We start from the raw sequence: 17,894 nt of genomic DNA on the forward strand, positions 1-17,894 counted from the left end.
TCCAATTGTGCCTACCAAATCGAAAAGGGGTGATCCGCAAGGGTCACCCTTTTTTATTGCGCACGCGTTTTACTGTAGGAGCAGCCTTGTGCTGCGAAGAGGACAATCCCGCTGACATTGATCTGCGGTGACCACTCGGGCCCTTTCGCAGCACAAGGCTGCTCCTACAAAACCCGGTAGCGCAGCAAAGCTGAAAGTTTTTGATTTTTCTGAAAAAAACGCTTTACAGGTACGCATTCGATGTCTAATATGCGCACCACACGACAGGCACATAGCTCAGTTGGTTAGAGCACCACCTTGACATGGTGGGGGTCGTTGGTTCGAGTCCAATTGTGCCTACCAAATCGAAAAAGGGCGATCTACACAGATCGCCCTTTTTTATTGCCTGCTAGAAAGCCGCCGGCAACCACAGTGCCAGTTGCGGGAAAGCGATCAACAGCGCGATCAGCACCAGCAACGCCAGGCAGAACGGCAGCGCGCCGTACACCACGTCCATGAAGTTGCCCCGCCCACGAATGCTCTGCACCACAAACAGGTTCATGCCGAACGGCGGCGTAATCTGGCCCATCTCGCACAACACGATCAACACCACCCCAAACCACAGCGGATCGAAGCCCAAGGCGACGACAATCGGCACGATCAGTGGCGCGGTGGTGATCAGCATGGCCAGTGTGTCCATGAAACAGCCCAGTACGATGTAGAAGAGGATGATCGCCAGCAGTGTGGCCATCGGCGATAGGTTCAGGTCGGTGACAAAATTGACCAGTGTGGTGGTCAGTCCGATGGACGCCAGCACAAAGTTGAGAAAGAACGCCGACAGGGTGATGAAAATAATCATGCCGGTGGTGCGCAGGGTAGCCTCGAACGCCTGGCCCAGGCTTTGCCAGGTGAATGCCCGGCGCCACAGGCCCAGGCCAAAGGCACTGAGCACCCCCAGCGCGGCTGATTCGCTGGCCGTGGCGAAACCGCTGTAGATCGAACCAATCACCAGGGCGAAGATGGCCAGCGGCGGCAGCAGGTCAGGCAGGCAGGCCAGGCGCTCGGCCCAGCGGGTAGTCTCCTTGCGGCCGCCCAACTGTGGCCGAATCAGGCACGCCACCACGATCAGTGCGATGAACAGCATGCTCAGGATGATGCTGGGAAGCGTCGCGGCCAGGTACAGCTTCGGCACTGACACATTGGCGATCAAGGCAAACAGGATCATGTTGATCGAGGGCGGAATCAGGATGCCCAGCGTGCCGCCGGCGGCAATCGAGCCGAGAAACAGCGGCGCGTTGTAGCCTTTGCGTTCCTGTTCAGGGATGGCCAGGGTCGAAATGGTAGCGGCGGTCGCCACGCTGGAGCCGCTGGTGGTGGCGAACAGTGCGCTGGCGCCGATGTTCGAATTCATCAGGCCACCCGGCAACCACGACAGCCACTTCTCGACGGCCTGGTACATGCGCCCGGCGACGCCTGAACACACCAGCAGCTCACCCATCAGGATGTACAAAGGGATCGCCACCAGCAGGAATTCGCTGCTGGTATTCCAGGCGATCTCGCCCATGGCGCTACTCAACGGCAGCGTCGAGAACAGCTGCGACAGCGACATCCCCAGCAGGCCGACACTGACGGCGGCGGCAACGCTCAACGCCAATAGCGCCAGCAGCATGAACAGGGTAAGGCTCAGCATGGCGTGCGCTCCTTGCCCGTGGTGCTGTCTGGATAACGTTCTGCCTGGATGTCCTGTTCCACCGAGTTGATGCCGATCAGTGTGCTGATAGCGTGCCAGCGGCCCTTCAGCAAGTGGCCCAGGCAGATGATCGCCAGGCTCGCCAGGGTCAGGGCAAAGAACAGGTAGCCGGCGAACCACAGCGATTGGGGTATCCATTGTGGTACCTGCAAGGGCGTGTTCGATACCGAGCGGTATTCGATGGAGTCCCACAGCACGTTCCCTGCGTGGTAGGCCAAGGTGCTGACCAGCAGCGCCATGCAGGTGAGGGCGAACAGGTCGAGTGCCACCCTGGGCCGTAGGCCTAGGCGCGTGTAGAGAATGTCCACGCGTATGTGCGCGCGTTTCAGCAAGGTGACCGGAAACGCCCAGGCGCTGGTGATCGCCAGCACGTACCCGGCCATTTCATCGGCGCCGCCCAGGGATACACCCAGGGCCTTGCGCAAGATCAAGTCGATGCTGATCAGCAACGCACAGGCGAGCAGGGCGAAGCCGCCGACCCAGGTGCTGGCTTTGGCAATGGTGTTGATGACACCCATGCCTGAGCGGGCGGTGTGCATGTCGGTAGTCTCCGGGGCAAGGTAGCTCATGGGGCGAGGCGCATGCCGATGGCATCGCCCACGGTGGCATTCCAGCGCGCCACGCAAGGGCCGCCGCAGCGTTTGCCCCAGTCATTGGCGATGTGCAGCGCAGCCTGGCGCAGCGCCTGTTTTTCGCTGGCGGTCGGGGCCGAGGCGGTCATGTGCGCGGGGTGGTGAATCTGGCAATCAGGGCTGCCGACATTGCAGGCTTCGGCATAGCGGTTTTCATTGGCGGTCTCGCGCCACAAGGCATCCTCCAGCACCTGCGATTGCGCCTGCAGCAATTGCTGCACCTCGGGCGGCAGTTGCTGCCAGCGCTTCAGGCCGATGCCATAAAAGCCGATCGACCAATCGACGGGCAGGTTGTAGAGGTAGCCTGCAACGTCGTACCACTTGGCGGCATTGCCAGAGCCAATACCGGTGATGGCGCAGTCGATGACGCCGGTCTGCATGGCGGTCACCACTTCGGCAAAGGGCAGGGTAACCGGCGCGGCACCGATGGCCTTGACCAGTTCGGCCATGTTGCGCCCGCGTGTGCGGATTTTACGGCCCTGCAGGTCGGCCAGCGCGTGCACGGCGTCGCGGCAGAAGAACACCTGCGCGGTATACGGCACGGTGGCCAGCAGCTTGATGCCGTGGCGCTCGGCCATGCGTTGTTCCAGCACCGGCTTGTAGGCGTCGGCGATGGTGTGGGCGGTGTCGATGGTATCGGCCAGGCCGGGCAGGTCCACGCCCTCGAAGGTGGCATCGTCGCCGGCCACGAAGGCGAACACGCCCATGCCGATATCGACTGCGCCAAAACGCATCAGGCGAATGATCTCCGGGCCCTTCAGGCCGCTCTCCGACAACCCCAGCAACTGCGCGGTGACCTTGTCTTGCGATTGTGCTGGCAACGTCTGGTTCCAGAACGGCTGTTCAACCGCGCGGAACGTGTAGTTGTGGCTGCCACCGCCGACCACGTTGAAGCGGATCACAGGCGGCGCTTGTTGCGGCGCAGGTGCGTCCGCAAACGCAGGCAAGTTACTGAGCAGCGCGCCGAGCGCCAGGGGGATGAGCAGGGGGCTGAACTTCACGGTAGTCCTCTTGTTCTTGTTCGGGAGCTACTTCAGGCGATGTTGAGTCAGCGTGGGCGGGACGCAGCCTCGATGGTCGACCGCGAGCCGACGATATCAGGGAACTTCTCACCCTTGGCCAACCGCGCCAGTGTGTGCTTTTCGTTGCGCTGGAAGTCGATGGCACGCTGAGCCAGTTCGATGACCTGGCCCGGGCGCAGAAACACCATGCCGTTTTCGTCGGCCACCACCGCATCGCCGGGGTGGACAATCACCCCCCCACATTGGATGGCCGTGCAGAACTCGCCCTCCTGGCCGATCACGCGTGTGGTGATCGCGCTGGCGCCGCGAGACCACACAGGCACGCCATGCTCGCGGATTTCGCCCAGGTCGGTGACATAGCCATCGACGATGATCCCGGCCACGCCAGCCTGCTTGGCGGCGTACGCCATGGCGCCGCCCAGTGCGGCGGTTATGCGCTCGCCGCAGCGGTCTACCACCAGGAAGTCGCCTGGGCGCACGCAGCCCATGGCGTAGTGCAAAATCCCGCCATCGTTGCCGGGCATCCTCACGGTGACCGCAGTACCGACGGCCCGCACATTCTGAAAGTGGGCCTTGATGTGGGGGTTGGCAATACCGTGGGTAATGAAGTGGCCGATCGTTGCCGGTTCGGCGTTGATCAGTACTTCAAGTTCGGTGGCGCTGATCGGGGCGGGCAGTGCTTCGATAATATACATAGGAAGTTCTTGTTATGCCGGATGCTTTTTCGAAGGGTTTCGGTCATCCTAACAAGCACGCCGAACGGTCGATAATAAAAATCCGTAAGCAGTTACCGGAGCAGTTTTTATCATGCGTATTACGCTGATGCAGATCGAGGCGTTCTACTGGACCGCCCGCCTTGGGGGTGTTCACGCGGCCTCCCGCCATCTTCACCTGACCCAACCTGCGGTGTCGGCGCGGATCAAGGAAATGGAATCGCTGCTCAGCGTCAAGTTGTTCGACCGCAGCAAGCAGCGCATGAGCCTCACCGCAGACGGCCATACCGCCTTGCGCCATGCCGAACTGGTGCTTAACAACAGCACCCAACTCGAGCAATTTGCCGCGCAGCAAAAAAAGCACCGGCGTTTGCGCCTGGGCGCGGACGAGTGCTCGGCCATGGTCGGGCTGACCGCGGTAATCAGCGATATAAAGGCGCACTTCCCGGAGATCACCCTGGAGATTTCCATCGACGTCGGCGCCGTGCTCAACCGCAAGCTGAACGATCACGAACTCGACATCGCGCTGCTGACCAACCCGGCCACGCGTGAGGATGTGACCGATGTGTTTCTCGGCTGGATGACCTTCCAGTGGGTGGCCGCGCGGCACCTGGACGTGGCCCAGGGGCCTTTTTTGGCGGAGCATGCCCGGCAATATTCGATCGTAACCCACAGTGCGCCCTCGACACTGTATTCAGTGGTGGACCGCTGGCTGAAAGAAAGTGGCTCGGTCAGCCATGCCTTTCATTCAAGCAATTCGCTGGCCTTTATTGCCAAGATGGTCTCGGCGGGGCATGCCATTGGTATTTTGCCGGTACCATTGATTCGCGACATGTTGGCCGTGGATATGTTGAAGACTTTGCCGTGCGATCCGCCGATTCCGCCAGCCAAGTTCTGCCTGTCGTATTTGACCGAACGCCCGGATATGCAACTCGACACCTTGGTGTCGATTATTCGCGCGACCTTGGTCAAACAGAATTTTCTGGTTGATTAGGCTCTGTACGAAAAGTTTTGTGGGAGCGGGCTTGCCCCGCGATGGAGTGCGAAGCGCTCCCATACCCGATATCGACTAGCGTCAAAGTCGCCGCGAATTCAGGCTTTGCTGCCGCGTTGCGGCAGATCGCGGGGCAAGCCCGCTCCCACAATGATGGATGACCATACTTTTCGTATAAAACCTTGTTAGTCGCTTTTATAAGGCAGCAATAGGGCCGGCCGGGCACTCGCATCCTGGCCGGCCGGCATTTAAGCCAATGCGTGTTTCACGGCCGCTATCTGTTGCCCGGCCTGGTTCAGCCAGGACAGGTCACTGCCCATCAACAGCATGTCGCTGCCCATTTCGATCAAGCGTTGCGCCGTGGCCTGGTCTGCGGGAAAGCACGGCACCATCACCTGGATCGAGCGGGCGTGGCATTTCTCGATCAGCAACTGCAAACGTTGCAGCACTTCCGGGTTGCCGAGGCGATAGTCGACCGGCAATTGTCGCGACAGGGAGTAGTCGGCAGGGCCGAAGTGAACGGCGTCGATCCCCTCCACATCGAGTATTTCATCGATGTTGTCAAAGAACTCGTAGCTCTCGGCCATCGGCACGATCACGCTGCGGGTGTTCTCTGCCTGGGTATACGTGGCCCAGTCGAAGCCAGGCCCGGCGTAGCCTGCCGAGCGCACCGAGCTGTCACCGCCGCGGCGCCCCAGCGGGGGGAACTTGCTGTAGCGGATGATCTCGCGCATCTGCGCCGCGGTATGCACCTGCGGCACGATCACGCCCGCCGCGCCCATTTCCAGCGCCTTGCGAATGTCCCACTCCAGCGTGCCACGTACCCGCACCAGGCCGGGGATGGCCGCGCTGTTGGCGGCCAGCAAGAGTTTTTCCATATGGCTGTCGACACCCAGCGCAGTGTGCTCGGCGTCGATGAAGACAAAGTCCAGCCCCCAGTTGCCGGCCACTTCGATGGCCATGCAGGCTGTGCTGTAGATGTTCATGCCAAAGGTGGTACCGCGTGCCATGCGGGCCTTCAGCGATGTGTGTGGGGTGTTTGGGTTCATGCTTGAGGTCTGCCTTTGGCGGGTATCAGATGCGGTAGGTTTCGGGCAGCCGGTCGCGGAACGGGTGCACTTCGAACACGCCAGGGTCGCGGATCAGCGATTTGTTGCGGGCCTTGGCCAGGTCGATCTCGACGCTGTACACACCGTCTTCGAGCCCTGCGCGTACCAAGGTCTTGCCGGAAGGTTCGATGATGTGGCTGGTGCCGATGAACTGCATGCCTTCATCCATGTCGTTGCGGTTGGGGGCGACGAAATAGACCATGTTCTCTGCCGCGCGGACGGTGCTGAAAATGTCCGGCAGCATGCGCGCCTGCTCGGGCCACGCGGCGGGCAGCACGACAATGTCGGCGCCTTCGAGCGCCAGCGTGCGCACTACCTCGGGGAAGCGGATTTCATAGCAGATGGCCAAGCCGATACGGCCGATCTCGGTGTCGAATACCGGCGGTGTCCACTCGCTGGGGCGGTCGGTGAAGCGGTCACCGATCATGAATGGCAAATGGCGCTTGCGGTGCAGGCCGACGATGCCCTGCGGGCCGATCAGCGCGGCGGTGTTGTAGACCGAGGCCTCATGCCGTTCGTAAAACCCGACCACGATCAGGATGCCGCTCTGTGCCGATACCTGCAGCAATGGCGCCAGGGCGTCGAGGGTGATGGCGCCGCGTTCGAGTTCTTCGCGGCTGTCGAAGGCGCCACCGGTGATCAGGCATTCTGCGAAGGCGATCAGGCGTGAACCTTCGGCGGCGGTCTGGCGTGCCAGTTCGGCGACTTTTTCAAGGGTGCGCGCCGGGTTGCCGGCCACCGGGTGAATCTGGGCGACGGAGATTTTCATGCTGTTCCTTATTGGCAATAGAGGGCGCCGCGGGGGCGGCGCGGGTAGCGTCACTGCGCCTGGTAGCCCATGGCCTGGTAGACCTTGCTGACCAATTCGGGGTTGATCTGGGCGGCGTACTTGTCGACCACAGGGCGGATCTTGGCCTGAATGCGTGCGAGCTCTTCGGCCGGCAGGTCGTTAACCTGCATGCCATCGCTGCGCAGGTCGGCGATGGCCTTGATGTCGGCCTCGCGAGAGATCCGGCGCTGCTCCAGGCGCACTTCCTGGGCGACCTCGGTAAGCAGTTGCTGCTCGTCGCGGTTGAGGGTGTCCCAGAAGGTTTTGCTGATCAGCACGATCTGCGGGTTGTAGTTGTGCCGGGTCAGGCTCAGGTACTTCTGCACCTCGTTGAAGCGCGAGGCGAGGATCAACGCTGCGGGGTTTTCCTGGCCATCCACGGTGCCGGTTTCCAGCGCCGTGTGCACCTCGGTGAAGGGCAGCGGGGTGGGGTTGGCGCCCAACGCCGCCCACACGTCGAGGAACAACGGCGATTGCTGGGCACGGATCTTCAGGCCCGCGATGTCTTCCAGGTTTTGCACCGGGCGCACGTTGTTGGTCAGGTTGCGCACGCCGAGCTCCCAGAACGCTAGGCCTACCAGGTTTTTCTCAGGCAGCTGGTCGGTGAGCATCTTGCCCACTTCGCCATCGAGCATGGCATCCACCTTGGCGGTGTCGGTGTACAGGAACGGGAAATCGAGGATGCCGAAGTCGGTGGCGTGGTTGATCATCAGCCCGGCGTTCCAGGTCATCATTTCCACTACGCCACCTTGTAGTGACGACAGCACCTGCACGTCGCCACCCAGCACGCCATTGGGGAAGGTGCGCACCTTGATCTTGCCATCGCTGCGTTCTTGCACTTTCTTGGCAAACAGCTCCATGCCGATGGCCGGTGGCGTGCCCTTGGGGCTGGTGGCGGCGAATTTGATCACGCGCGCGTTGTAGTCGGCGGCCATGCTCAGGCTGCTGGAAAGTAACAGGGCGGCGATGACGGCGAGCTTCTTCATGCTGTGTACCTTTTATTGTTGTGGGGATCAGTGGCCAAACCACTGGGCAGGGACGGTGACCAGTTCGGGGAAGATGACCAGCAGGAACAGCACGATGACTTCGGCGATCAGGAACGGGAACGTGCCCTTGAGCAGCGCTTCGTAGCGCATCCTGCCGATGCCACAGACCACGTTGAGCACCGTGCCCACGGGCGGGGTGATCAGGCCGATCGAGCAATTGATCATGAACAGCACGCCGAAGTAGATCGGGTCGATGTTCGCCGCGGTCACCACCGGTACCAGGATGGGAGCGAGCAGCAGCACGGTCGGGGTCAGGTCCATGACCATCGAGATCACCAGGATCAACAGCATCAGCACCACGATCAGCAGGCGCGGGTTGTCCATCACCGGCTGGATCAGGTCGATGATCTGCCCGGGGATATCAGCGATGGTGATCATCCAGGCCGGTATCGAGGCGGCGGCGACCAGGAACATCACGGCGGCGGTGGTCTTGCCGGCGCGCAGCAGCAGGTCATTGAGCGACTTGAGGCTCAGTTCGCGGTAGATGCACGACGACACCAGCAACGCATAGACGCTGGCCACAGCACCGGCCTCGGTGGGGGTGACCACGCCAAAGCGCAGGCCGACCACGATGATCACCGGCAGCATCAATGCCCAGAAGCTGTCGACCAAAGCCTTGAGGCGCTCTTTGCCGCTGGCCTTCGGGCTCAGTTCGACGTCGGTGTTGCGCCGCGACATCAGCCACCAGGCCACGACCAGGGCGGCGGCGATCATCAGCCCGGGGGCGATACCGGCCAGGAACAGCTTGGTGATCGACAGGCCGGACGCAACGCCCAGCACGACGAACCCGATACTGGGCGGGATGATTGAGCCAAGCACCGATACCGAGGCGATCAGGCCGCCGGAGCGGTCGCGGTTGTAGCCGGCGAGGACCATCATCGGTAGCAACAGGGCGGTTAACGAGGCGGCGTCGGCCAGTGCCGAACCGGACAGGCTGGACAGCAGCACGCCGGCGAAGATGGTGACGTAGCCGAGCCCGCCGCGCAGGTGGCCGACCAGGGTGATAGCCAGCTTGATGATGCGCTTGGACAGGCCACCGCTGTTCATGACCTCGCCAGCGATGATGAACAACGGAATGGCCAACAGGGGGAAGCTGCCTGCCGAATTGATGATGTTTTGCGCGATGATCTGGCCATCGAACAGGCCCAGCAGCCACATCAGGGCCACGCCGCAGAGGATCAGGGCGTAGGCGATGGGGGCGCCGATCAAGATGGCGGCCATCAGCACGCCGACGAAGACTGACAGGGCCATTATTCGACTGCTCCGTGTTCGGCTGCCGAGGGCTCGGCCGGGGTGTGCGCGGGAAGGGTGCCCATCAGGTTTCTGACCAGTTGGGTGAAGATCAGCAACCCGCTAAGGATGCAAAAGACCAGGCCCGCCCCATGGAACAAGGCCATGGAAATGCCGGTGGAGGGGGCGCCGACATGCAGGTTGATCACGGTCTGCTTCCAGCTGCCGTCAAGGAACAGCCAGGTCACGTAGAGCATGAGTAGTTGCGTCAGTGCCAACAGGCACCTGGCCACACCAGGCGAAACCCGGCGGGTGACGATGTCGACACCGATGTGGCCGTTTTCATGAAGCATCAATTGGGCGCCGGCAAACACCAGCCAGACGAATGCCAGGCGGGAGATCTCTTCGCTGAAGAACAGGCCCGAGTTGAAGCCATAGCGCAGCACGACATTGGTGAAAATCAGGCAGGTGATGGCCACAAGGCAGGCGATCACCAGCGTTTTCAGAACCAGAAAGTAACTATCGATCAGTGTTTTCATGGCGCCTCCTGGAGCAGAGCTGCCCAGGGAGCGCCGAAAGCGCTTGGTGCGAGAGCGCGGACAGCAACATCCACCTTTAGGTGTAAGCGGGGCATGGGGTCACCTTTTTATTATTGGACATACGTCGTCGTACGACTGCCTGGATTGTTGTCTGAAACGCCCGGTTTCGGCTGCCTCAAGTTTTTTATCAGGGGGATAAGAAATGGCGATCAGTGCCCGGGCCGTGGCTGCGCAGGGGGCGGTGGTCGGCACATCGCGGTAGCAGGGTGTAACGTATGGTCGCGGTCCTTGCCCGGGGGCGGCATGCTAGAATCCGCCCCTTCGAATCTGGAGGTACACGCGTGCGCAAACTGGCTGTGGTAATGGCAGTGCTCGCCCTGGCGGGCTGTGAGAACGAAGTCGAAGGCGTGCACAAACAGGTGGCCGAGCACCTGCACAACCCCAAGACTGCCAAGTTCGGCAACGTGCGGATCGACACCCATGGCACCATTTGCGGCCAAGTCCGCGGCAAGGACGACGCCGGGCAGTACGAAGCCTACCGTAGCTACGTGGCGATCAAGCGTGATGGCCAATACGAGATCATCGTCGACGACAGCGGCAACAACCTGCGCATCCGCGAGCTGTGCGGTGGTGCCGACCTGCAGCGCCGCGCCGAGGCGCTGGCCGGTGAGCCGGCCCCGGAAGGCTGGGATGTCGAAGTGGTGCAGGGGGCGAACATGGGCGCTTTGAGCGACATGACGGCGCGCCTGATCGAGAAGGGCATCCCGTCTTCGGTCGAATACCGCAACGGCAAGCCGGTGGTGTTGATGGGGCCATTCCCGACCAAGGAAGAAGCCGAGGCGCGCAAGGCCGAGGTGATGGCCAAGCTGGGCACCGATTCGGTGGTCATCCAGCATGGCGCCCAGCGCTAACCCCGCAACCCACACCGTGTAGGCGCAGCCTTGTGCTGCGAAGCGGCCGGTGCAGCCACCTGAACCCAGGGCGTCTGCACCGCCCTCTTCGCAGCACAAGGCTGCGCCTACAAAGGCTGGGCGTATGTGCCCGTGCGGGCTATGCTTGCACTGGGAGAGCTGAACGGGGAGGGCCTCATGTCTACACTGGAGCGGGCCATTGCCGTGGCTGCCAGGGCGCATGAAGGGCAATATGACAAGGGTGGGGCGGCCTATATCCTGCACCCGCTACGCGTGATGATGCGGGTTTCCACGCCCGAGCAGCGGATCGTCGCGGTGCTTCATGATGTAATCGAAGACACCCCGATGACCCTGTCCGACTTGGCGCGTGAAGGCTTTGCACTGAAAATTCTTGCCGCGCTGCTGGCGCTGAGCCGACGTGATGGCGAGTCTTACCAAGACTTCGTCCAGCGCCTTGGTGGTGACCCCTTGGCGCGCACCGTCAAACTGGCCGACCTGGCCGATAACAGCGACCTCTCGCGCATCCCAGTTCCTGGCCCCGCCGACCTGGCGCGGCTGGCCCGTTACCGGGAGGCCAGCGCCTACCTGCAGACACTGGCTTGAGCCTCAGCCGCAGGCCTTGAGGTTCACCGGCCCAACAAACGCATTACCCCGCCCCATCACGCAGGCCACCTGCTGGTTGCGCTGCAGCTCCCATACCTGCGGCGGGTACGTTTTGTTCCACGCTTCGAACAGCTGCCGGTCCTGCTTCGACAAGCGCAGGTTGTACTGCTTGCTCATGTAAAAGTACGTGCGTGCGATCATGCCGCGGATCGAAGGGCGTGGCATGACCTTCTTGGCCTTGAAGTCGACTTGAGTCAGGCACTTGCCGTACTGGCCCTGCTGCTGAGGCAGCCAACCGAAACTGAAGTTGCTGCGGTCGCCATTGACCTCACCGATACTGGGCACCAGGTTGTGCAGGTCGGCCTCGGCGCGCTTGTACACCTCATCGTGCTGCGAGCACTGCTTGCGCCCACCGTCCTGCCAACACTGGCGCTGGTGGCCGATCTGCCAGGCCGGCACGATGTGCTCCCATTCGATGCGCGAAGCCCGTTGGGCATTCTTGCGCGGTGTATAGCCGCAAGAGGCCAGGTCGACCTTGTTGCCGTTGTACTTGCAGCCGCAATAAAACTCCGTCGATTGTGGCGCGTACAGCTTCCAGGCGACCTTCTTGGCCTCCTGGAACGTGCGTGGGGCATCGGCGTGGGCAAACGGGGTGGACAACAGCAGGCAGGCTGCAGCGAAAAGCGAAACTCTCATGCGCAGTCAGTCTTCCTTGGGCACGGTCCAAAAAATCTGCACGCCGCCATCGTCGCGATGGGCGAGGGTGACGTTGTCGTTCTCGGCGATCTCTTCGAGCAGGGTCTCCCAGTCATCCGGGGACTCTTGCTCCAGGCGGAAGATCAGCGCTGCACGGCTGCGTTGGGCAGTGGGGCTGTTGATGATCTTCTGGATACGTACGCCCAGTTGTTCATAGCTGCTCGGTGTTGCTGAGGAGGTGCTGGCCACAGGCATTTCCTTGTTTTTGCTGTATGTGTGTACAGTATTTCACCGTAAGTAAATTCGCAACTGCCTGTGAGGCAAAAGAGTGTGTGGCCGAGGTGAAGGATTGGTACCATCTGTGCCATCACCTCTCCGCATTCATTCGCGCGCTCTGTGCCTGGACACAGCAGTGACGCCTTGGGCATGACGCGAAATCGGTCAGGCCCAAGCTTCAGGAAGCTTCACATGTACCCATTGCGTTTGCATCGACCTGCCCCCTTGCGCACAGGCCTGACCCTGTTGCTGACCGGCAGCATCAGCCCGTTGAGCCATGCCAGCACCGAGGCAGTCGATGTCGTGATCACCGACCCGGTGGTGGTCACTGGCGCCTACGCGCCAACCGGCAGTTTCGACCTGCCTTTTTCGATCGATACCGTGGACCTTTCCCACGGGACCGACGGCCAGTTGGGCGTCAATCTTTCAGAAGTGCTGACCAAGGTGCCCGGCCTGGTGGTGCAAAACCGGCAGAACTATGCGCAAGACCTGCAAGTGTCATCGCGGGGTTACGGCGCACGTTCGGCCTTTGGTATTCGCGGCCTCAAGCTGCTGAGCGATGGTATCCCGGCCAGTACGCCAGACGGCCAGGGGCAGGCCGCCTCGCTCAACCTGGATGTGGCCGATCGCATCGAAGTGTTGCGCGGCCCCGCAGCGACCCTGTACGGGAGCAACGCCGGCGGCGTTATCCAGATGTTCAGCCGGGACGGGCAGGGGCCTGCAAGGGTAGGGGCCGAAACCACCTTTGGCAGCGACGGTTTCAACAAGAATCACCTGTCGGCCGAGGGTGGCAACGAAATCGCCGGCTTCGTGCTCGATGCATCGCGCATGGACACCGACGGTTACCGTGACCACAGCGCCGCCCGCCGCGACCAGACCTTCGCCAAGGTGCACGTAAGGCCCGACGCTGACTCGCGCCTGGCGCTGATCTACAGCAGCCTCGAACAGAACAACACGCAAGACCCGCTGGGGCAAACCTGGGACGCCTATAAACATGACCCTCGTTCCACCGCGGCGGTGGCGGATATCTACAACACCCGCAAGAGCATCGACCATCAGCAGTTGGGCATGAACTACGAGCGCTATTTCGGCGATGCCACGTTGCAGTTCAACCTCTACGCGGGGCAACGTAGCGTCGTGCAGTACCTGTCCATTCCGAAGACAGTGGCCTCCAACAGCCAGCGTGGCGGTGGGGTAGTGGACTTCGACCGTGCGTTTCACGGCGGCACCTTGCGCTGGATACAGCCGGTTGTAGCCGCCCCCGGCAGCCTCACGGTCACGGTTGGCGCCGACTATGACCAGAGCAAGGACGACCGCCGCGGCTACCAGAATTTCAGCGGCGACACGCTGGGCGTCAAAGGTGAGCTGCGGCGTGACGAGCAAGACACCGCCACCAGCCTGGACCCCTACATCCAGGCGCATTGGGAACTCGGCAACTGGACCACTGACCTTGGCCTGCGCCACAGCTCGATGCAAATGCGCGTCGATGACCACTACCTGGCCAATGGCGATTCCAGTGGCAAGAAGACGTACCAGCAGAACACGCCATCGCTGTCGGTGATGTATGCGTTTACGCCGGATGTGCGTGGTTACGTGAGTGTCGGCAAGGGTTTCGAGACCCCGACCCAGGCCGAAATGGCCTACGCCCCTGGCCTGGTTGAACGCTTCAACTTCGGGCTCAAGCCTGCCTCCAGCACCCAGTATGAAGTGGGCGTCAAATACCGGCTCGGCGAACGTACCCGGCTCAACGCCGCGGTTTACGAAATCCATACGGATGACGAAATCGTGGTGGCCAGCGCCACCGACGGCCGTACCAGTTACCGAAACGCCGGGAAGACCTTGCGCCGCGGGTTTGAGGCGAGCCTGCACAGCGACCTCAGCGATCAGTGGCAGACGACCGTGGTGTACACCCGCACCGATGCCCGCTACGCCGAAGACTTCGCCCAAGGCACGCAGACCATCGAGGATGGCAACCGCCTGCCGGGCGTGCCGCTTGACAACCTGTTCGGCGAGCTTGTGTGGAAGCCAGCGACGTTTGTCAGCATGGGGGTTGAAGGGCAGTACCGCAGCAAGGTGTATGTGGAGGACAGCAATACCGCAAAACCGGCGCCGGCCTATACCGTCTTCAACTGGCGGACGCGCTTCGAACAGCACGCGGGGCCGTGGACGTTCCACCAGCTGATCCGCCTGGACAACCTGTTTGATCGGCAGTATGTGGGGTCGGTGATCGTGGGTGACGGCAACGCACGCTACTACGAAGCTGCGCCGGGGCGTTCGTGGTATGCGGGCGCCGGGTTGGAGTATCAGTTCCGCTGAAGCACGGCTATGCAAACCGCTCGAACCGATAGGGGCTCGGGTCGATCAACGTGGGGGACTGCGAAACCAGGTCTGCCGCCAATTGGCCCGCTGCCGGTGAGGTGCCGAAGCCATGCCCGGAAAACCCGGTCGCCAAGGTCAGGCCGGGAATGGCCGGCACCGGGCCGATCACGGGGTTTGAGTCAGGGGTGACGTCAATCGTGCCTGCCCAGGCGGAGGCGATCCGGGCCTGCTCGAACACTGGCCAGGCTGCCTTCAGGTTACGCAAGGCTTCATCGTTCAATGCCGTGTTGGCCTGTGGGTCCTGAACCCTGACGCGCTCGAAGGGCGTCACCTGCGACGGGCCCCAGCGCCGGGCCAGGGCCAGGTCCTTGAAGAAGTACTTGCCGAAGCTGATGCGCAAAAAGTCACGCTGTGCCCGCAGTTGCGGCAGGTAACGCCTGCCCAGCAGCAGGTGATCCAGGGTCAGGAATGCATCGAGCGCCCCGCGCTGGGTAATGATGTAGCCGCCATCCTTGTGTTTGCGGAAGGAAAAGTCCGGTGCGCCCACGGCAATGTCAGTCGGGCCATCCAGCGGGTGGGTGCGCAGTACTGAACAGGTCAGCGGCAGGGTGGGCAGGTTGATATTGAGGTTGCCGAGAAACTTGCGAGACCACAAGCCGCCGGCCAGCAATACCTGGTCGCAGCGAATCTCGCCTTGCTCGGTGACAACGCCGCTGACCCTGCCAGCGGCGGTGACCAGCGTGCGCACCGCGCAGTTTTCCACGAGCACCGCGCCTTTGGCGATCGCTGCACGGGCGATGGCGCTGGCGGCCAGGGTCGGCTCGGCGCGCGCGTCCGAGGCGGTATAGATGCCCCCGGCCCAGTCGGCACGGCCGCCGGGCACCTTGTTGGCAATCTCCTTGTTGCTGAGCAGCCGAGAGTCCAGGCCAAGGTGCTCGACGCTCTTGAGCCAGCTTTCGTGCATGCCCATCTGCGTGTCGTTGCGGCCGATGAACATGATGCCTGCTTGCCGGTAGCCGACATCGCTGCCGACCCGTTCCGGCATTTTCGCCCACAGTTGGTCGGCGGCCAGGGCCAATGGAATATCGTGCGCATGGCGGTTGGTCTTGCGCACCCAGCCCAGGTTGCGCGACGACTGCTCACCCGCAAGGCGCCCCTTCTCCAGCAGCACCACGGGGATGTTGCGTTCGGCCAGGGTAAGGGCCGCGGTCAGGCCGATGATGCCTCCCCCGATGATCACCACGCTCGTGGCCTGAGGGTGGGTGGTAGAGGTGTGCACAGGGTCGATGACGGGGGACATGGCTTCACTCGGCGGCAGTGTGAACGGAATGTTGCGGTTCAAGGCTGGCGGCGCATTACTCGCCCAGGCGGATCAGCGTGACCTGCGCGCGCGAAGCCCCCCGGTACGCCGTCACTTCCAGCTCGACTTTGTAGACGGTCGAGCCCAGGGGCGGGCAGGTGACGGTGGTGGCCGGGTCGATGCCTCGGAATTTTTCGCCGATCACTTCCATGACCGTTGGCACGTCGGCCGGGTCCTGGATGAACACACGCGAGCTGATCACATCGCCCAGCCCTGAATCGACTGCCGCCAGTGCGGTTTCGATGTTGGCGAATACCTGGTGGGTCTGTTCGATCACGTCTTCAGGGATGACCTGGGTCTGCGGGTTGCGCCCGGCGGTGTTGGAGACGTGGATCCAGTTGTCCACCGCCACCAGGCGTGAATAGCTGGCCAGGTCTTCGAATTTCGAGCCGGTTTTCAGTTTGGTGATCTGCGTCATGGGGGAGCCTTTTTTGAGTGGTTGAGGAGTCAGCTAAGGACAGGTTTTTCCCAGAGATTGAGCTTCACGCCGATGCCTTTCTCGAGCGCGTTGCGGTACACGACGGTGCCCCAGGCAACGTCTTCCACAGGCATGCCACCCACCGACATGAGGATGATTTCGTCGTCGTTCAGACGGCCTGGCGCATCACCCCTGATGATCTTGCCGATGTCCTCGACCTGCGCGGCGTCCAGCTTGCCTTCGGCGATCATGTCCATGAAGCGCACGCCTACCAGCGGCACATGGTTGTGCGCAGGCTTGGGCAGTTCTTCGAACCAGGCTTGGTACAGCCCTGTGTTGTCCACCACCTTGCGCACGTCCGCACGCTCCATGCCGTCATCGATGCTGCACGGGGCAGGCATGGCCAAGAACGCACCGGGCTTGACCCACTCGCGCCGCACCAGCGGGTAAGTGCTGGGGTCGCCGACTTCGCCCGAGCTGCAGTAGCTGACCAGGTCGGCGTCACGTACCACTTCTTCCAGGGTCTGCACGACCTGGATGTGGGTGATTTGCGGGAAGGTCGCCTGGACCCAGGCAACGAAGTCATCCAGGTTCTTCTGGCCTCGGCCCTTGATCTTGATCGTGTCGATCAGCGGGCACACCGCCATGAACGCGGCAACCGTGGTCTTGCCCATCACGCCCGGCCCGGCCAGGCCGATGACCTTGGCGTCCTTGCGGGCCAGGTGGCGCGCACCAACCCCGGGGATGGCGCCGGTACGGTACGCCGACAGCAGGTTGGCCGACATGTGTGCCAGTGGGGCGCCGGTGTCGGCGTCGTTGAGGGTGAACATCAGGATCGAGCGTGGCAGGCCCTTTTCGCGGTTGGCGATGTTGGAGCCGTACCATTTGGCGCCCGCGGTGCGGAAGTTGCCGCCCAGGTACGCTGGCATGGCCATCATGCGACGGTCTGCGGTCGGCTTTGGCATGTGCGGAAACGGCGATTGCTCGGGGAAGGTGATCATCGCGCCGTGGGAGTCGTTGTTCGGGCCGGCCATGCGGTAGTCGCCCTGGTAGAGCAGGTCGAACATTTCTTCCATGGTATCGACACAGGCGGGCATGTCGGTCACGCCGGCGCGGATCATGTCCTGTTCGGACAGGTAGATGAAGTCAATGCGGGTATCGAGGGTCATAGCGGGTCTCGCAAGGCGGCCGTTGTCAGGTTTTGTTCTTGTGGGCGGGGGCTGTCATTCGTGGTGTCAGTTTCGCTAACGAGCGGCAGGCCGTCTTGCGTCAGCGTGCCAGGCGACTTGACCTGCCGTGCCACGGCTGCGCTTCGTGTAGGAGCAGCCTTGTGCTGCGAAGAGGCCGGTGAAGGCAACGGAGATCTACTGTGATTTCACCGGCCTCTTCGCAGCACAAGGCTGCTCCTACAGTGGTTCATGTACTGATCTAGAACGGCACCGCGACTGTCAGCGTGCCAGGCAATTTG

At 62.1% G+C, this 17,894-nt stretch carries 18 protein-coding genes and 1 tRNA gene; 5 read left to right on the top strand and 14 right to left on the bottom strand.

Annotation, left to right across the window (positions count from 1 at the left end; all coding sequences use genetic code 11):
- The first annotated feature begins 265 nt into the window (after positions 1-265).
- Positions 266-342 (top strand) — tRNA-Val (locus D886_RS0122770).
- A gap of 46 nt (positions 343-388) precedes the next feature.
- On the opposite strand, the gene D886_RS0122775 is transcribed toward D886_RS0122770, so the two are convergent.
- Genes D886_RS0122775 through D886_RS0122790 form a run of 4 tightly spaced genes read right to left on the bottom strand, consistent with a single transcriptional unit; the run spans position 389 to position 4,078 of the window.
- Positions 389-1,669 (bottom strand): TRAP transporter large permease, encoded by a 1,281-nt coding sequence (locus tag D886_RS0122775; protein ID WP_027596097.1) that lies wholly within the window; start codon positions 1,667-1,669, stop codon positions 389-391.
- Positions 1,663-2,298, bottom strand: coding sequence for a TRAP transporter small permease subunit (locus D886_RS0122780; protein ID WP_256215289.1), 636 nt, complete (start codon positions 2,296-2,298; stop codon positions 1,663-1,665). The genes D886_RS0122775 and D886_RS0122780 overlap by 7 nt, the downstream gene beginning before the upstream one ends.
- On the bottom strand, positions 2,295-3,362 hold the full coding sequence (locus D886_RS0122785) for a TRAP transporter substrate-binding protein (protein ID WP_256215290.1): 1,068 nt from the start codon (positions 3,360-3,362) through the stop codon (positions 2,295-2,297). Before D886_RS0122785 ends, D886_RS0122780 begins: the two co-directional genes overlap by 4 nt.
- Before the next feature lie 47 nt (positions 3,363-3,409).
- Complete coding sequence (locus D886_RS0122790) at positions 3,410-4,078, bottom strand: RraA family protein (protein WP_027596100.1); 669 nt, start codon at positions 4,076-4,078, stop codon at positions 3,410-3,412.
- Between the two features lie 112 nt (positions 4,079-4,190).
- Here D886_RS0122790 and D886_RS0122795 point away from each other — a divergent pair, with 112 nt between their 5' ends.
- Positions 4,191-5,090, top strand: coding sequence for a LysR family transcriptional regulator (locus tag D886_RS0122795; RefSeq protein WP_027596101.1), 900 nt, complete (start codon positions 4,191-4,193; stop codon positions 5,088-5,090).
- 248 nt (positions 5,091-5,338) lie between these two features.
- Here the strand turns inward: D886_RS0122795 and D886_RS0122800 are convergent, their stop codons facing one another.
- The 5 genes from D886_RS0122800 to D886_RS0122820 are packed head-to-tail and all read right to left on the bottom strand — an operon-like array spanning position 5,339 to position 9,843.
- A complete protein-coding gene (locus D886_RS0122800; RefSeq protein ID WP_027596102.1) occupies positions 5,339-6,139 on the bottom strand; it encodes an HpcH/HpaI aldolase/citrate lyase family protein in 801 nt (266 codons plus the stop codon).
- A gap of 25 nt (positions 6,140-6,164) precedes the next feature.
- Positions 6,165-6,968 (bottom strand): carbon-nitrogen hydrolase family protein, encoded by an 804-nt coding sequence (locus tag D886_RS0122805; protein ID WP_027596103.1) that lies wholly within the window; start codon positions 6,966-6,968, stop codon positions 6,165-6,167.
- A gap of 50 nt (positions 6,969-7,018) precedes the next feature.
- On the bottom strand, positions 7,019-8,014 hold the full coding sequence (locus D886_RS0122810; protein ID WP_027596104.1) for a TRAP transporter substrate-binding protein: 996 nt from the start codon (positions 8,012-8,014) through the stop codon (positions 7,019-7,021).
- A 27-nt stretch (positions 8,015-8,041) separates the two neighbouring features.
- Positions 8,042-9,325 carry a TRAP transporter large permease subunit gene (locus D886_RS0122815; protein ID WP_027596105.1) on the bottom strand — a complete coding sequence of 428 codons (1,284 nt, stop codon included), beginning with the start codon at positions 9,323-9,325 and terminating at the stop codon, positions 8,042-8,044.
- Positions 9,325-9,843, bottom strand: coding sequence for a TRAP transporter small permease (locus tag D886_RS0122820; RefSeq protein ID WP_027596106.1), 519 nt, complete (start codon positions 9,841-9,843; stop codon positions 9,325-9,327). The genes D886_RS0122815 and D886_RS0122820 overlap by 1 nt, the downstream gene beginning before the upstream one ends.
- 341 nt (positions 9,844-10,184) lie before the next feature.
- Between D886_RS0122820 and D886_RS0122825 the strand changes: the two genes are divergently transcribed.
- Both D886_RS0122825 and D886_RS0122830 read left to right on the top strand, forming a co-directional pair.
- Positions 10,185-10,754: an SPOR domain-containing protein gene (locus D886_RS0122825; RefSeq protein WP_027596107.1), complete on the top strand. Its 570-nt coding sequence runs from the start codon at positions 10,185-10,187 to the stop codon at positions 10,752-10,754.
- A 177-nt stretch (positions 10,755-10,931) separates the two neighbouring features.
- Positions 10,932-11,357, top strand: a complete 426-nt coding sequence (locus D886_RS0122830; RefSeq protein WP_027596108.1) for a GTP pyrophosphokinase — start codon at positions 10,932-10,934, stop codon at positions 11,355-11,357.
- Between the two features lie 3 nt (positions 11,358-11,360).
- Here D886_RS0122830 and D886_RS0122835 read toward each other — a convergent pair whose 3' ends face one another.
- Both D886_RS0122835 and D886_RS0122840 read right to left on the bottom strand, forming a co-directional pair.
- Positions 11,361-12,053, bottom strand: a complete 693-nt coding sequence (locus tag D886_RS0122835; protein WP_027596109.1) for an endonuclease — start codon at positions 12,051-12,053, stop codon at positions 11,361-11,363.
- A 6-nt stretch (positions 12,054-12,059) separates the two neighbouring features.
- Positions 12,060-12,302, bottom strand: coding sequence for a DUF1654 domain-containing protein (locus tag D886_RS0122840; RefSeq protein ID WP_027596110.1), 243 nt, complete (start codon positions 12,300-12,302; stop codon positions 12,060-12,062).
- 219 nt (positions 12,303-12,521) lie between these two features.
- On the opposite strand from D886_RS0122840, the gene D886_RS0122845 reads away from it, so the two are divergent.
- Complete coding sequence (locus D886_RS0122845) at positions 12,522-14,645, top strand: TonB-dependent receptor (RefSeq protein ID WP_050580777.1); 2,124 nt, start codon at positions 12,522-12,524, stop codon at positions 14,643-14,645.
- Between the two features lie 7 nt (positions 14,646-14,652).
- On the opposite strand, the gene D886_RS0122850 is transcribed toward D886_RS0122845, so the two are convergent.
- The 3 genes from D886_RS0122850 to D886_RS0122860 are packed head-to-tail and all read right to left on the bottom strand — an operon-like array spanning position 14,653 to position 17,595.
- A complete protein-coding gene (locus tag D886_RS0122850) occupies positions 14,653-15,948 on the bottom strand; it encodes an FAD-binding oxidoreductase (RefSeq protein ID WP_027596112.1) in 1,296 nt (431 codons plus the stop codon).
- Between the two features lie 55 nt (positions 15,949-16,003).
- Positions 16,004-16,426 carry a RidA family protein gene (locus tag D886_RS0122855; protein ID WP_027596113.1) on the bottom strand — a complete coding sequence of 141 codons (423 nt, stop codon included), beginning with the start codon at positions 16,424-16,426 and terminating at the stop codon, positions 16,004-16,006.
- A 29-nt stretch (positions 16,427-16,455) separates the two neighbouring features.
- Entirely contained in the window at positions 16,456-17,595 is a 1,140-nt protein-coding gene (locus D886_RS0122860) for a tyramine oxidase subunit B (RefSeq protein WP_027596114.1), read from the bottom strand.
- Between the last annotated feature and the right edge of the window lie 299 nt (positions 17,596-17,894).

The organism is Pseudomonas sp. LAIL14HWK12:I7, assembly GCF_000483465.1.
GTDB lineage: Bacteria > Pseudomonadota > Gammaproteobacteria > Pseudomonadales > Pseudomonadaceae > Aquipseudomonas > Aquipseudomonas kermanshahensis.